Source organism: Flavobacterium sp. NLM (genome assembly GCF_002210235.1).
In the GTDB taxonomy this organism is placed as follows: Bacteria; Bacteroidota; Bacteroidia; order Flavobacteriales; family Flavobacteriaceae; genus Flavobacterium; species Flavobacterium panici.
Genome location: NZ_LIAC01000002.1, coordinates 88,080 through 103,909, shown reverse-complemented (window position 1 = coordinate 103,909; position 15,830 = coordinate 88,080). Strand labels below are relative to the sequence as shown.

Genomic DNA, 15,830 nt, shown 5'->3' with positions numbered 1-15,830 from the left:
CTAATTAATTATCTTGATACTAATGCAGAACCATCACCATCAATCATATTTTCAACTTCTTTTAAAGTAACCAAATTGTAATCGCCGGCAATTGTGTGTTTTAAACAACAAGCTGCCACTGCAAAATCTAATGCTCTCTGGTTATTATTTTGATATTCTAACAATCCGTAAATCAATCCGCCCATAAAAGCGTCGCCGCTTCCTACTCTGTCTACAACTGGCGTAACTTCTTTTACAGCTGCCTGATGAATTGTTTTTCCATCAAATAAAATACCCCCAATTCTTTGGTGCGATGCACTTACAGAATAACGAAGCGTTGTTGCTGCAATTTTTAAATTCGGAATTAATTCAAACAACTTTGAGTATAAAACCGGAAGCGATTCCTGATCCTGATAATTAGGGTTTTCTTTTGGAATTCCTAACATAAAATATGCGGTATCAATGTCGCCTAAAATAACATTGCAATATTGTAACATTTCCGGCATTACTTCGCTTGGTGTTTTGCCATACTGCCACAATTTTGATCTGTAATTTAAGTCGCAGGAAATTTTTATTCCCAATTTGTGAGCTGTTTTAATAGCTTCTAAACAAGCTTCTGCAGCGGTTTGAGAAATTGCCGGAGTAATACCGCTCCAATGAAACCACTCTGCTCCTTCTAAAACTTTTTCCCAGTTTATCTGGCCTTTTTCAATTGTTGCCATTGCACTGTGCGCACGATCGTAAACTACATTGCTCCCGCGTGTTCCTGCTCCGGTTTCCAGAAAATAAATTCCTAAACGTTCTCCTCCATAAACAATGCTTTTGGTCTCGACGTTCATTTTTCGCATTTCTTTTAATGCTGATGAACCAATTTCATTTTCGGGTAATCTTGTAACAAATTCGGCATTTACACCATAATTAGCCAAAGAAACACACACATTAAATTCTCCGCCTCCGTACGTAGCACCAAATGCTGTAGATTGCGAAAAACGTAAATGTCTTTCTGTCGATAAACGCAGCATGATTTCTCCAAATGCAACTACTCTACTCATATTATATTTTTAATTTAACCATTAAGGCATTAAGAAAATTAAGCTGTACTTTATGTTCTCTTTGCGATTAAAGGTTAAGTTTATTAAGCCTACACTAGCTTAATTATCTTTTTATTATTAAATAACTATTCAAACCCAAAACTTAATTTTCTTAATGCCTTAATGGTTAAAAAAATTAAAATTTAAAATACTCTTTAGCATTATTATATGAAATGTCGGCAACTAATTTTCCTATCCATTCCATATCGTTTGGAAGTTCTCCGCGTTTGATTTCATCTCCTAAAAGATTACATAAAATACGTCTGAAATATTCGTGTCTTGGGAACGATAAAAAACTTCTAGAATCTGTCAGCATTCCAACAAAACAGCTGATTAATCCCATATTTGAAAGTGCATTTAACTGCTTTGTCATTCCATCTTTTTGATCTAAAAACCACCATCCAGAACCAAACTGTACTTTTCCGCGAACGCTTCCGTCATTGAAATTTCCAATCATCGTTGCCATAACTTCGTTATCAGCCGGATTTAGATTATAAATAATAGTTTTAGACAATTTATCTTTGCTGTCTAAAGCATTTAAAAAGCTTGACAGTTTTTGTGCCTGCGGATAATCTCCAATAGAATCCCATCCTGTATCTGGCCCTAAAATTCTGTGCATACGAGCATTGTTGTTACGCAACGCACCTAAGTGAAACTGCTGTACCCATCCAAATTCATGATAAGTTTCAGATAAAAACAATAGAACAGCACTTTGGAATTTTAAAGCTTCTTCTGAAGACAGAATTCTGTTTTCTCTTTTCTTTTTGAAAATTGAATTTATTTCAGATTCTGTAAATTGTTCAAAATAAATCTGATCTAAACCGTGGTCGCTTAATTTACAGCCATTTGCATTAAAATATTCAATTCTGTTTCTTAATGCAGTTTGTAAATCAGCATAAGTATTAATTGCAACTCCGGACACATCCCCTAATGTGTCCAGATATGCATTATAACCATCATTAGCAATTAAGATGGCTTTATCGGGTCTGAAAGCCGTACTCATTTTAGTTCCAATTGGATTTTTTGCTAGTTTTTGGTGAAACTCTAAACTGTCAATTGGATCTTCGGTAGTACAAACTAATTCAGCATTTACTTTTTTAAGAAGGTTTTGTGTGCTGTACGCCTGAGAATTTATTTTCTCAGTTGTTTCGATATAGATTTTCTCTGCGTTTTTTTCATTCAGTAAATCATAAATATCAAAATAGCGCGCTAATTCTAAATGTGTCCAGTGGTACAAAGGATTACGCATCGTATATGGAACTGTTTTTGCCCAGTTTAAGAACTTATCTTTATCTGAACCATTTCCGGTTACAAACTGCTCGTTGATTCCTAATGTACGCATGGCGCGCCATTTATAGTGATCTCCATTAATCCATACATTTGTAATGTTATCAAAAATCTTGTCTTCGGCAATAAACTGCGGATTTAGGTGATTATGATAATCAATAATTGGCTGATTTTTAGAGTAATTGTGATACAACTCTTCAGCATATTTATTTTCTAACAGAAAATTATCGTGTATGAATGTCTGATTCGCGCTCATGTCTTTTTAAAATATATTTTGAGAATTATTCTTCGTTTGAAGGTTTTCCTATTGTCGCCAGGATTCCGCCGTCAACATATAAAATGTGACCGTTTACAAAATCACTCGCTTTTGAGGATAAAAATATCGCTGCTCCGGCTAAATCACCTGGGTTTCCCCATTTTGCAGCAGGAGTTCTGCTAATGATAAAATCGTTAAACGGATGTCCGTCAACTCTAATTGGTTTTGTTTGTTCTGTAGCAAAATATCCCGGCCCGATTCCGTTTATCTGAACATTGTATTTTGCCCATTCTGTTGCCATATTTTTCGTCAGCATTTTTAAACCGCCTTTTGCAGCAGCATATGCCGAAACCGTATTACGGCCTAACTCGCTCATCATAGAGCAAATGTTGATGATTTTTCCTTGTCTTCTTTCAATCATTCCTTTTGCCACATGCTTAGAAACAATAAACGGACTTACTAAATCAATATCGATTACTTCTCTAAAATCAGCAACTTCCATTTCAAGAAGGGGAATTCTTTTAATAATTCCTGCGTTATTAATCAAAATATCGATTGGTCCAACTTCACTTTCAATTTTTGCAACAGCAGCTTTTACTTCCTGCTCTTCGGTTACATTAAATTTGTAACCAACCGCATTGATTCCTTCACTTTTAAGTGCCGCTACAGCATCGTCAATTTTTTGTTGAGATGAATTTCCGTTTACCACAATTGTTGCTCCGGCTTCTCCAAGTCCTTTTGCCATTGCCATTCCCAGTCCGTGTGTACTTCCTGTAATAAGGGCAACTTTTCCTTTTATATCAAATAAGTTTGTCATTTTCTTATCTTAAATCAGTGATTTTACAAACATCCATATCTCCGTAATCTAAATTTTCACCCGCCATTCCCCAGATAAAAGTATAATTGCTGGTTCCTGAACCTGAGTGAATTGACCAAGGCGGAGAAATTACTGCCTGATGATTGTTCATCCAGATGTGTCTTGTTTCCTGCGGCTGTCCCATGAAGTGACAAACGGCTTGGTTTTCTGGAATATCTAAATAAAAATAAACTTCCATTCTACGATCGTGAACGTGTGCCGGCATGGTATTCCAAACACTTCCCGGTCTTAATTCCGTCATTCCCATTTGCAATTGGCAGGTTGTTACAACACTTCCAATAATCATTTGGTTTACCGTACGGTGATTTGCCGTTTCCATCGTACCTAATTCTAATTTATTGGCTTCTGCCAAGCTTACTTTTATCGTTGGGTAAGTTGTGTGAGCCGGTGCAGAATTGATGTAAAATTTAGCCGGATTTTTGCTGTCAGAGCTTTTAAAGATTACTTCTTTATTGCCGCTTCCAATGTATAAGGCATCTTTAAAACCCAATTCATAAGATGTTCCTTCGACTACTACAGAACCACTTCCTCCAACATTAATAATTCCTATTTCTCTTCTTTCTAAAAAGTACGGTGCTTTAAGCGGATCGATTGTTTCCAGCGCTAAATCACCTTTTACAGGAACTGCAGTACCTGCAATGTATCTGTCGTAATGTGAATAAACCAATACAACTTCATCTTCCTGCATTAAGTCATCAATTAAGAATTCTTCTCTTAACTGCTGTGTGTCATATTTTTTAACTGCTTCTGGGCTTGACGCGTATCTTGAACTATATTTTGTCATAATTTTATTTTAATGTAATCGATTGCACAAATTTAATTTTTTATATTGAAAAAAGCATAATTCCAACTAAAAAATATTTCACCAATGCTAAATTACAGATTTGTAATTGGACTATACTTAGGAACTAAAGTTTTCATTACTGTCCAGCCAATTAAATAACATACCGCACAAATCGAGAAAATAATCATATAGCCTGTATTGATTCCATCAGAAATTACCGCACCGCTTTTCTCTAATTCTTTAAAGAAAGTTTCCGGAATAGGCTGTGTTACAAATTGTGGGAATTTCTCTAAAAACGGCTGTCCGTTTACGGTTGTCAATGTTTTATGTGTATAATCGAACAATAATCCTGAACCTTTATTAATCAAAGTAGAACCTAAACCTCCTGCTAAACCTCCAATTCCTGTAATGGTTGCAATTGCTTTTTTAGGAAACATATCTCCAACCGTTGTAAATATATTAGCCGACCATGATTGGTGTGCTGCACCAGCGATTCCGATAATAATGATAGGAACCCAATAACTAATATATCCTAAAGGCTGTGCGACTAAAGCTAATAGTGGAAAAAATGCAAAAATCAGCATCGCTCTCATTCTTCCTTCGTAAGGGTTCATTCCTTTCTTTTCAACAAAATAAGTTGGAAGCCATCCACCAATAATCGATAGTAAAGTAATCATATACAAAACGAATAATGGCAATGCAGCTTCTGTAGAATCCATGTGGTATACAGAACTTAAATAAGCCGGGGTCCAGAATAAAAAGAACCACCAAACACCATCTGTCATGAATTTACCAAATGCAAAAGCCCAGGTTTGTTTGAATTTTAAACATTCTATAAAAGATACTTTTGAAGTTGTTTCAGGAACGTAACCTACTAATTTACTGTCTGCAATATCATCTTGCTGAATATAAGCTAATTCTTCCGCACTTACTCTTTTGTGTCTTTCTGGTTTATCGTACATAAAAATCCAGAATCCCATCCAGATAAAACCTAATGCTCCAATGATAATAAATGCCATTTCCCATCCAAATGATTCTGCGATAAAAGGAATTGAAATTGGAGCTGCCAATGCACCAACTGTTGCACCGGCGTTAAAAATACTGGTAGAAAAGGCACGGTCTTTTTTAGGAAAATATTCGGCAGTGGTTTTAATTGCTGCAGGAAAGTTCCCTGCTTCACCAACTGCTAAGATAAAACGGGCGAAAATGAATAATGTAACACTTACATTAATTACTTTTCCGGTATCACTTAAACCGCTGATTATTTCTTTTGATCCTTCAAAACCAACCAGCCAGTTGCCAGTTATAATTCCTGAAGTTGCAATACCGCAAAAAGCGTGTAAACAGGCTCCTACAGACCAAATCCCAATAGCCCAAAGAAATCCTTTTTTAGTATCTAACCAATCTACAAATCGTCCTGCAAATAATAAAGAAACAGCATAAAAAATAGAAAACAACGCAGTAATATTTCCGTAATCGTTGTTTGTCCAATGAAACTCCGGTGCGATAAAATCACTCCAGGTTAACGAAAGAACTTGTCTGTCGAGGTAATTAATGGTGGTTGCAAAAAACAAAAGCGCACATATACTCCAACGATATTTTCCTGCGGATTTAATAGTTTGATTTACTGTAACAGCATCGGTTTGACTCATGATTGTGGTTATTATAGTTAGATTATTTAATTTTAAGATCCGTATACAAATGCATAATTTAAACACATTAGAATCAAGAGATTAAAATTATAGGATTGCAATAATGTAATCGATTGCACAAATATAGTTTTTAATCTTTATATTCCAAATAAATTATATATAAAATTATTTTCAGTACCAAATTTAAGACATTGCATAAAAAAAAGAACTCAAAATTACACATTAACCAATATATTTGTTAAAAGCCAATAGGTGAAATTTATCCGTATTTAGGGGTAAAATTGTCCCGGGATTTAATCCTCATGAAATTGTTTTTTAATTACCTTTCATTTATTCAAATTCAAATTTATAAATCTGCCCGACCAAACAAGTAAACAATTGTAAAACAACTAATTAAATTTAACATTGAAAAATTCAAAAAAACAATATTTTAGAAAAACTGTATTTAGTTTTATCCTTTTTACAGGAGTATTATTCAATATAAAAGCGCAGAATCAGGTAATTCCGCTTTGGAATAAAATTCCGGATGAAATTAAAGCGCCAGATTATAAAGAAAAAGAAGTTATAACTGACGGAAAAGTTCAAAGTACCAGTTTAGTTACAATTCCAACTTTAACGGCGTTTTTCCCGAATGTAACAAAACCAAATCAGACTGCTGTAATTATTCTTCCCGGCGGAGGATATCAGCATTTGGCTATTGATAAGGAAGGAACAAAAGTGGCGCAATGGTTTAATAGTTTAGGAATTCCGGCTTTTGTATTGAAATACCGACTTCCGAGTGATTTAATAATGAAAAATAAAAACGTAGGTCCATTGCAAGATGCGCAGGAAGCAATTCGCTACGTAAGACAAAATGCTGCAAAATGGAATATTGATCCTAACAAAATTGGAATTTTAGGCTTTTCTGCGGGCGGACATTTAGCTGCTACCCTATCCACTCATTATGATGATAAAGTTTATGAATCTGCTTTTAAAGTAAGCGCCCGCCCCGATTTTTCTCTTCTAATTTATCCTGTAATTTCAATGCAAAATGATATTACGCACAAAGGTTCACAGATTAATTTACTGGGAAACAATCCTTCACAAGATTTAATTGATTCCTTTTCAAACGAAAAGAAAGTTACCACACAAACACCTCCTGCTTTTTTAATTCATGCAACAGATGATACGGTCGTTTTACCCGAAAACAGTATCGATTATTATTTAGCTCTCAAAAAAAATGGAGTTACAGCGGAGTTACATTTATATGAAAAAGGCGGTCACGGTTTTGGTTTAGGCGTAAACGACACCAGCAAATATTGGACAAGAGACTGCCAGGAATGGTTAAAAGTAAACGGCTATAACTAAAGCAAAAAAAGGATGAAACAAAAAAAAGGTTTTTAGAAGAGGCCAACCAATTAACCAAATCTAAAAACCTATAAAAAATTAGACATCTGTTGTATTATTTGCAAATTTCTACAAGTTACCCATGATAAAGTGAATATGTCAAATTTTTAAAAATTAAAAAAATTGTTTCTCCAAAAACAGTTTAACCGTTAAGATCTTTGAGGAATAATTTAAAAGGTAGTAAATCATTATCTCAATCTCAACAAGACAAATCTAATACAGCCTTTTGAAATCCCATTACGGGTTTCCCGTATATTTTTTTTAAAGTTGCTAAGGTTCTAAGATTCTGAGGTTCTAAGTTTTTTTTTTTAAAGCTTAGAACCTTTCTTTTTCTAGGTTAAGTTGAAACCGTAATCAAACAAATAAATTTGCATAGTAAATTATAAGTTCTGTAAAAAACTGAAACCAAATAGAAAAGAAAAAACTTAGAATCTTAGTATCTCAGCATCTTAGAAACTTAAGAAACCTTTCTTATTCTAGGTTAAGTTGAAACCGTAATGAAAGAAATAAATTTGCATAGTAAATTACAAGTTCTGTCAAAAACTGAAACCAAATAGAAAAAGAAAAAACTTAGAATCTTAGTACCTCAGTATCTTAGAAACTTTAAAAAAATCTTTCTTGTTCTAGATTAAGTTGAAGCAAAAACAAAACAAATAAATTTGCATAGTAGATTACAAGTTCTGTCAAAAACTGAAACCAAATAGAAAAAGAAAAAACTTAGAATCTAAGCATCTTAGAACCTTACTAACTTCTTATCCTAGATTAAGTTGAAGCCATGATAAAACAAATAAATTTGTAAAGTAAATTAGAAGTTCTGCTAAAACTAAATTCAAAGTAAAAAACTTAGAATCTTAGTCACTCAGAACCTCAGAAACTTAGAAAAAATGAAAACACTTGAATTCTTATTACTCGGAAAAAACGAAGATATACTGGCCATTTTACTTCGCCTTGTAAACGCATATGAAGATTGGAACGCAGTTTCTTTCAACAATGAAAAAGAAGCTCAGGAATATTTTCAGAATCACAAAATCGATGTTGTTCTTTTGAGTTCCGGAATCGAAGATCACGTTGAAAAAGAGTTTACTTCATTTTGCTTAAAACAGCAGCCGGAAGTTGAAGTAATTGAACATTTTGGCGGAGGAAGCGGTTTATTAAAATCAGAAATTCTCCACCGATTACATCTAAAAGGAAAAATTTAGGTACCAGCATTTTTCTCTTTTAAAATTCATTAAAAGCTTTACGATAATACATTAACGAATATCCAATTTTTATTGACGATATATCGCTAGGATCACTATTGCCTTTTCTGAAAATCCTTTTAAAATCAACACATTACAAACAAGGCATTTAATTTGAATGCTAAACACTGAAAATCAAATACAAAATATTTTTTAAACCTTTTAATTAACAACAAAATCACATTATCATGAAAAAATTAATCCTTACCGCAGCTTTATTATTTGTAACATTTATTGGATTTGCTCAAAAACCAAGTCCGGCATTGTTAGATCCAACAAATCATGCATTAGTCCTAATTGATTACGAAAGCCAAATGGCCTTTGCAGTAAGCAATATTCCAATCGATCAGCTTAGAAATAATACCGCTCTTGTAGCCGGAGCTTCAAAAATATTCAAAGTTCCAACTATTGTAACAACGGTTGCTGAGAAATCATTCAGCGGACCTGTTTTTAGAGAAATTGAAGAATTCTATCCACAAAAAACTTCAAACTATATCGATCGTACTACAATGAACACTTGGGAAGACGCTCCTGCACGCAAAGCGATTATTGCAACAGGTAAAAAGAAAATCGTTTTTGGCGGTTTATGGACAAGCGTTTGTATTGTTGGACCAGTTTTATCAGCAATCAACGAAGGTTATGATGTTTATGTAATTACAGATGCAAGCGGTGACGTTTCTAAAGAAGCTCACGAAATGGCTGTAACTCGTATGGTACAAGCTGGTGCACATCCTGTAACTTCATTACAATATTTATTAGAATTACAACGCGACTGGGCTCGTCAGGAAACTTATGTACCTGTAACAGATTTAGTTAAAAAATACGGCGGTGCTTATGGTGTAGGTGTTCAATATGCACACGAAATGTTGAAACACTAAATGGTAAATGGAACGCGGATGAAACGGATTCGCTATCGCGAAGGCGCGGATAAAACGGATTTTTAAATCATTAATTATAAAATAAAATCTGTGTAAATCCGCGTCTTTGCAAAGCAAATCAGTAAGATCCGCGTGCCATTTCGCACTAAAATACTTCCAGAAAAACAAAGAAAGGCTGTGTAACCCCACAGTCTTTTTTTCTCCCAAAACCAACTAAATACCACTATTATGAAACTCTCTTTCAAAATATTAGCTTTTCTTTTATTGCTTTCTGTTTCAATTTTCGCTCAAGGCAAAAAAGCTACACTTATCGTTCATCACGCTGTAATTCACACTTTAGACGATAAAAATACAATTGCCGAAGCTATGGCTGTCGCCGATGGAAAAATCCTGAAAACGGGAAAAAACAGCGAAATCTTAAAATTAAAAGACAAAAAGACAACCGTAATCGATGCCAAAGGAAAAGTAATTATTCCCGGAATATTCGATTCTCACATGCACATTATTCGCGGCGGAAGGTTCTTTAATACCGAATTACGCTGGGATGGCGTTCGTTCTCTCAAAAAAGCTTTGGCAATGCTGAAAGAACAAGCACAAAGAACTCCAAAAGGACAATGGGTTCGCGTTGTAGGCGGATGGAATGCCTATCAGTTTGAAGAGAAAAGACTCCCGACTTTAGCAGAAATCAACGAAGCAACAGGCGATGTTCCAACATTTATTCTTCATTTATACGGACACGCTTATTTAAATAAAGCAGGATTACAAGCTTTAAAAATTGATGCTAATACGCCAAATCCAAATGCAGGATTAATTGAAAAAGATCCTGAAGGAAACCCAACCGGATTATTAGTTGCTGAGCCAAATGCTTTTATTTTATACTCGACACTTTCTAAACTTCCGGAATTATCTCCAGAAGAAAAAATAAACTCCACAAAACAATTTATGACCGAAATGAACCGTCTTGGCGTAACAGCGATTATGGATGCAGGAGGCGGATTTCAAAACTTTCCAGACGATTATGGTGTAACGAATGGTTTGTGCAAAGACAGCGATTTAACGATTAGAATGCCGTATTATTTGTTTGCTCAAAAAGCCGGAAGTGAATTAAACGATTATACCAAATGGATTAATACCGTTGAAATTGGCGAAGGCTGTGACGACGATCATCATTCAGATAAAGTAGAATATCATGTTCAGGGGGCAGGAGAAAATTTAGTTATGAGTGCGGGAGATTTTGAAAACTTTGATAAACCAAGACCAGAATTAAGTCCGGCGATGGAAGGACAATTAAAAGAAGTTCTATCATTATTAATTAAAAACAGATGGCCGTTTAGAATTCACGCGACTTACAATGAAAGCATTACAAGATTTTTAAATGTAATTGAAGATATCAATAAAGAAACACCTTTAAATGGACTTTTATGGTTCTTTGATCACGGAGAAACGGTTTCTGTAGAAAATTTAAAACGAATAAAAGCTTTAAACGGAGGATTGGCGATTCAACATAGAATGGCGTATCAAGGTGAAAGTTTTATTAAAAGATATGGAAAAACGGCAGCTGCGAATACAGTTCCTCTAAAGAAAATTTTAGAATTAGGAATTAAAGTAGGAATGGGAACTGACGGAACACGTGTTGCAAGTTACAATCCGTGGGTTGGATTATATTGGTTAACAACAGGAAAAACTTTAGGCGGTTTAAAATATATGAACGATGAAAATATTCTGGACAGAACAACCGCTTTGAAATTATTCACTTACGGAAGCGCACAATTAATCAATATTGAAAAAGATCGCGGAATGCTGACAGCAGATAAACTAGCCGATTTTTCTATTCTTTCTGATGATTATTTCGCAACTCCTGAAGAAAAAATCTTAAACATAGAATCAAAATTAACAGTCGTAAACGGAAAAGTAGTTTATGCGGATAATGAATTTAGAACCTTTGCCAAAGAAACACCAAAAGCGATTCCGGATTGGAGTCCTGTAAATTACTTTGGAGGTTACCAAAAAAACTAAATAATGAAAAATACATTCCGATTATTGTTGCTTTTGGGAATCATTTTTTCTGCAAATGCACAACAAAAACCAGTTTTCCAAAAGCTGCGATATGACGATGATTTCCAATATCTAAAAGCCGATTCAACGAAAAACTGGTACAAGAAAATCAAATATATTCCGTTAGGAAAAAACGACAAATACTACGCCTCAATTGGCGGAGAAATCAGAGAACAATATTTTTATACCGTAAATGACAAATGGGGCGATGAAACCACGGGCGGCGACGGTTATTTATTGTCAAGATATTTACTAAATGCCGATGTTCATTTAGGAAGGTTCAGAACTTTTATTGAATTCCAAAGCAGTCTGGCCAACAGTAAAATTGACCCAAGTCCGGTTGATCAAAACGAACTTGATTTTCATCAGGCATTTTTAGATGTTGATTTCATTCAAAATAAAAATCAGCAGTTAACTTTTAGAGTTGGAAGACAGGAAATCGCATACGGTTCGCAGCGTTTAGTCAGCGTTCGCGAACGTCCCAACAACCGAATTGCTTTTGACGGAATGAAACTATTCTACAAAAACAATAATTGGCAGACGGATGCTTTTTACTCGCATCCTGTTGCCAATAAACCCGGAGTTTTTAATGATGATTTTAATGATAACGCTAAACTTTGGGGAAATTATACGGTATTTCACAAAGTGCCATTTATTCAAAATATCGATTTGTATTATTTAGGTTTATGGAAAAACCACGCTGTTTTTGATAATGCTGTTGGCGAAGAAACCAGACATTCCATAGGAACAAGAATTTGGAAAACAAAAGGAAACTGGAAATATGATTTTGAAGGTTTGTATCAATTCGGCAAAATCGAATCGCAAAATATTTCCGCTTGGACACTTTCATCTAACACATCATATACTTTTGAAAACGTCAAATTCAATCCTGAAATTGGTTTAAAAACAGAGTTTATTTCCGGAGATAAAAACAGCAATGACAATCAATTGCAGACATTTAATCCTTTGTATCCAAAAGGAGCTTATTTCGGTTTAGTCGGTTTAATTGGCCCATCAAACTTAATTGACATTCATCCGTCAATTAAGTTAGATTTAACCGAAAAATTAGGCTTCGGAATCGATTATGATATTTTCTGGAGAAGTTCCATTCACGACGGATTATATGCCCCAAATATGCAACTTTTGTATTCTGGAGACAACACAACCAAACGTTTTATAGGAACACAATTGATCACAAATTTTGATTATAATGTAAATCCTTTTTTAACTGTTTCTGTAGAAGGTGCATGGTTTGATGCGGGTGCATTTTTAAAAGAAGCCGGTTCTGGAAAAGATTATTTTTATACCGCTTTGACAGCACAATTTAAATTCTAAATTTGTGTAACACAAAGTTCTAAAAATGGAGAAAAAGTATTCGGTTGCCATTTATCCTTCACAAGATGTTATTGATTCTGTCAAAACAATGAAGGATTATTTAAAAAGCAAAATTGATTGGTACAACAGCTGTAATTCTGTTGGACATATTACGATTTGTGAATTCACAATTACCGAATCCGAAATTGATAAATACAAACAAAAGCTTTTTAAAGTTTGTGATACTTTTACTCCTTTTCAAGTTGATTTAGATCATTTTGGTTCTTATGACAATGCCGGAGCATTTTTTATAGCTCCAAATGAAGAATCAAAAATAGTCTTGAAACCTATTATGAAAAAGGTTCAGGAATCTTTAAAACCTTTAAAACTCAAAAAAAGTGACGATCCACATATGTCAATTGGAAGGAAATTAACGCCTGAAAATCTTAAAATTGCCTCGCAGCTTTTCACTACAATCGATATTGATTTTTTATGCAAGGAAATTGTTTTAAGAGAATTAGATCCTGTTAAAAAACAGTTTTTTGTAATTGATACTTTTTCTTTTAATGGAAATGCACAAGCTGAGTTTGTTCAGGGCAGTTTGTTTTGAGGTTTTGCCACGAAGGCACTAAGACACAAAGTTTTTTTACAAAGTATTGTCATTGCGAGGAACGAAGCAACCACACTAACAAAAATCATAAAATTGATTCAGCAAGTGAGATTGCTTCGTTCCTCGCAATGACTGTGCAAATCAGTTTTATCCGTAAAATCCGCGGGCCAAAAAAAATTTCGTATATTTGAATTTTACAATTCATAAATATGAAATCCCTAGATTCATTTTACCAGGATATTACCGGAAACGAAACTGTTGAACCTAACTTATTATTACCAAATGACATTCAAAAAGAAATTGGTCATTTTAATGTTTTTGATATTAAAGAACTTTTAGAACGTCTTCAGGGAAAACCGACAATGCCTTATGACAGAAGAGCTTATTACAAAATAAGTTTGATAAGAGGTCATAATAAAGCAGAGTATGCCGACAAAGTAATTGAAATAGAAAAACAAGGATTGTTATTTGCAACACCAAAAATTCCGTATAATTATGTTCCGCAAGACACAAATCAATCAGGACAGTTTTGCGTTTTTACAAGCGAGTTTTTATCTAAAAACAAAAGCGGAATTGACTTAGACGAACTTCCTATTTTTGCTTCAGACGGTTATCCTATTTTTCAATTGTCAGATGAAGAAGTAGAAGAAGTCGCTTTGATTTTCAACAAAATACAAAAAGAAATTAATTCTGATTATATCTATAAATATGATTTAATCCGAAATTATGTGGCTGAATTAATTCACTTCGGACAAAAATTACAGCCTATAACTGCTCTCTATTCTAAACACAATTCTGCAGCGAGGGTTTCGTCTTTATTTGCCGAATTATTAGAAAGACAATTTCCAATAGAATCTCCGCATCAGCGATTAGAATTAAGAACCGCAAAGGATTTTGCAGCGAGATTATCTGTTCACGTTAATCATTTAAATAAGGTTTTAAAAGAAAATACCGGAAAAACCACAACTGAATTAATCAGTTCAAGATTGACAAACGAAGCGAAAATCCTTTTAAAACAAACGGATTGGAATATTTCTGAAATCGCTTATTCTCTTGGTTTTGAAGAATTAGCGCATTTTTCTAACTTTTTTAAAAAACAAACTACTTTAACGCCGCTGGCTTTTAGGAGCTAAATAATTTTAGATTTTATAATTATTTTAGATTGCAGATTTTAGATTTTAGATTCCCACAAAGCTTGTCCTCCTGAGCGAAGTCGAAGGATCTCAAGCTGAGTTCATACAGTATGTTCTTATAGGGCGTGTCCTTCGACTTCGCTCAGGATGACATAAAATGAGAATTTTTATTTGAGCCAGTAATAATTGGAATTTGGTCCCGAAGCCTCGGGATAAAAAATTGGAATTTCATTACTCCTGATTTGAATTTCGCAAACATCGGTTTGATATTTACAATTCCCCAACACTACTTCACTCCTACCTTTGTCTTATCAATTTAAAAGATCGAAAAGATGAATTTATCAAACAACAAAATTTTAATAACAGGCGGTGCAAGCGGAATTGGACTTGGACTTACTGAACGATTTATTCAGGAAAACAATACCGTAATTATCTGCGGCAGAAGAGAATCTGTTTTAAACGAAGTGAAAGCAAAATTTCCTTCCGTAATCACAAAAGTATGCGACTTATCTTTAGAAGAAGAAAGAATCGCACTTTACAAATGGATTCAAGAAAATCATCCTGATTTAAACGTATTAATTAACAATGCCGGAATTCAAAAATGGGTTTCTGTTACAGATGCTGATTTCTACGAAAGCATGAAAGCGGAAATCAGTACAAATATTGAAGCACCGCTACATTTAACTTCCTTATTTATTGAGTTAAAATCTTTAACAACGGTAATGAATGTAACATCTGGGCTGGCATTTTCACCTTTTGCAAAAGTTCCGGTTTATTCGGCTACAAAAGCATTTTTCCGTTCGTTTACAATTTCACTTCGTCATTTATTAAAAGAAAAAAATATCGAAGTAATCGAAATTATTCCGCCTGCATTGAACACAGATCTTGGCGGAGTTGGTTTACACGACGCACATCCGAGTGTGAGTGATTTTATTCTATCCATTTTTGAACAAATAAAACAAGGAAAAGAAGAACTTACTTTTGGAACCAGCGAAACAAGATTAAACGCAAGCGTTCCGGAATTAAAAGCGTCATTTAACGCATTACACGGTAACTGAAATTAATTTTTAAACACATAGAAACATAGTTTTTGCAAACACATAAAAGGTATTTCATTTTATCTAAACAAACATAGAATAGCAACGAGAAATCATAAAGATAACTAAACACATCGCTATGTGTTAGAAACTAGTTTCTTTTTTAAATCTTTTAAATTCAAAATAAAACCTGTGTTTCTATGTGTTTAAAAAAATCACACTGTGCGGGGTCTTCGACTTCGCTCAGACTGAC

The 15,830-nt window shown here is 34.2% G+C and carries 13 protein-coding genes; 8 read left to right on the top strand and 5 right to left on the bottom strand.

Translation table 11 applies throughout. From position 1 onward, the window contains the following. Nucleotides 1-8: 8 nt before the first annotated feature. From APR43_RS02650 to APR43_RS02630, 5 genes are all read right to left on the bottom strand, one after another. Nucleotides 9-1,031 (bottom strand): sugar kinase, encoded by a 1,023-nt coding sequence (locus APR43_RS02650; RefSeq protein WP_053472001.1) that lies wholly within the window; start codon nt 1,029-1,031, stop codon nt 9-11. A gap of 175 nt (nt 1,032-1,206) precedes the next feature. Then, nucleotides 1,207-2,613 (bottom strand): glucuronate isomerase, encoded by a 1,407-nt coding sequence (gene uxaC / locus APR43_RS02645; protein WP_053472002.1) that lies wholly within the window; start codon nt 2,611-2,613, stop codon nt 1,207-1,209. Between the two features lie 25 nt (nt 2,614-2,638). Continuing rightward, on the bottom strand, nt 2,639-3,430 hold the full coding sequence (locus APR43_RS02640; protein ID WP_053472003.1) for a gluconate 5-dehydrogenase: 792 nt from the start codon (nt 3,428-3,430) through the stop codon (nt 2,639-2,641). Between the two features lie 4 nt (nt 3,431-3,434). Continuing rightward, nucleotides 3,435-4,274: a 5-dehydro-4-deoxy-D-glucuronate isomerase gene (gene kduI / locus APR43_RS02635; protein WP_082356423.1), complete on the bottom strand. Its 840-nt coding sequence runs from the start codon at nt 4,272-4,274 to the stop codon at nt 3,435-3,437. A 92-nt stretch (nt 4,275-4,366) separates the two neighbouring features. Then, entirely contained in the window at nt 4,367-5,926 is a 1,560-nt protein-coding gene (locus tag APR43_RS02630; protein ID WP_053472005.1) for an MFS transporter, read from the bottom strand. A gap of 405 nt (nt 5,927-6,331) precedes the next feature. On the opposite strand from APR43_RS02630, the gene APR43_RS02625 reads away from it, so the two are divergent. From APR43_RS02625 to APR43_RS02590, 8 genes are all read left to right on the top strand, one after another. Beyond that, complete coding sequence (locus APR43_RS02625) at nt 6,332-7,273, top strand: alpha/beta hydrolase (RefSeq protein WP_053472006.1); 942 nt, start codon at nt 6,332-6,334, stop codon at nt 7,271-7,273. 923 nt (nt 7,274-8,196) lie between these two features. Next, a complete protein-coding gene (locus tag APR43_RS02620; RefSeq protein ID WP_053472007.1) occupies nt 8,197-8,511 on the top strand; it encodes a hypothetical protein in 315 nt (104 codons plus the stop codon). A gap of 227 nt (nt 8,512-8,738) precedes the next feature. After that, nucleotides 8,739-9,428: a hydrolase gene (locus APR43_RS02615; protein WP_053472008.1), complete on the top strand. Its 690-nt coding sequence runs from the start codon at nt 8,739-8,741 to the stop codon at nt 9,426-9,428. Nucleotides 9,429-9,656: 228 nt separating this feature from the next. Then, the gene (locus APR43_RS02610) at nt 9,657-11,444 is read left to right on the top strand and encodes an amidohydrolase (protein WP_053472009.1); all 1,788 of its coding nucleotides are present in this window, start codon (nt 9,657-9,659) and stop codon (nt 11,442-11,444) included. 3 nt (nt 11,445-11,447) lie between these two features. Further along, on the top strand, nt 11,448-12,818 hold the full coding sequence (locus APR43_RS02605) for an alginate export family protein (protein WP_053472010.1): 1,371 nt from the start codon (nt 11,448-11,450) through the stop codon (nt 12,816-12,818). Nucleotides 12,819-12,843: 25 nt separating this feature from the next. Beyond that, nucleotides 12,844-13,407, top strand: a complete 564-nt coding sequence (locus APR43_RS02600; RefSeq protein WP_053472011.1) for a 2'-5' RNA ligase family protein — start codon at nt 12,844-12,846, stop codon at nt 13,405-13,407. Nucleotides 13,408-13,616: 209 nt separating this feature from the next. Beyond that, entirely contained in the window at nt 13,617-14,540 is a 924-nt protein-coding gene (locus tag APR43_RS02595) for a helix-turn-helix domain-containing protein (protein ID WP_053472012.1), read from the top strand. 332 nt (nt 14,541-14,872) lie between these two features. Further along, complete coding sequence (locus APR43_RS02590) at nt 14,873-15,598, top strand: SDR family oxidoreductase (protein WP_053472013.1); 726 nt, start codon at nt 14,873-14,875, stop codon at nt 15,596-15,598. The last annotated feature ends 232 nt before the right edge of the window (nt 15,599-15,830 follow it).